We start from the raw sequence: 416 nt of genomic DNA on the forward strand, positions 1-416 counted from the left end.
CCTGGGTAAACCGTCATCACATGGACCCCTTCCCCTTTGAGTTCACGACGCAAACATTCTCCAAATTGAGCCAAACCCGCCTTCGCTGCAGCATAAACTGTGTAGAAAGGTATGCCCACTAAAGCTAGCGCAGAGGATATATTGACAACCATTGAGTCACCATCTGCTCTCAATGCGGGCAGAGCGGCTTTTGTCAACAAAATGGGAGCCAATAAATTAACATCCAGCATCTTGATTATTTCAGATTTCTCTAAATCCTGAAGTGATCCTGCCCGAATACCACCTGCATTGTTCACAAGCACATCCAGACCACCAAGAATCGAGATAGCTTGTTTAAGTGTCTCAGCCCTTCCTTCACTCGTAGCGATATCGGCACAAACGCCCGCCACTTCACCGAACTCGCTCAGCCCCGTAAC

At 48.3% G+C, this 416-nt stretch carries 1 protein-coding gene; it reads right to left on the reverse strand.

The genetic code is table 11. The annotated features are described in order from the left end of the window. The coding region (locus Q1A48_RS21410) for an SDR family oxidoreductase (protein WP_299948910.1) at positions 1-416 on the reverse strand (416 nt) is incomplete at both ends.

The sequence above is a fragment of the uncultured Microbulbifer sp. genome, assembly GCF_947489355.1.
Lineage (GTDB): Bacteria > Pseudomonadota > Gammaproteobacteria > Pseudomonadales > Cellvibrionaceae > Microbulbifer.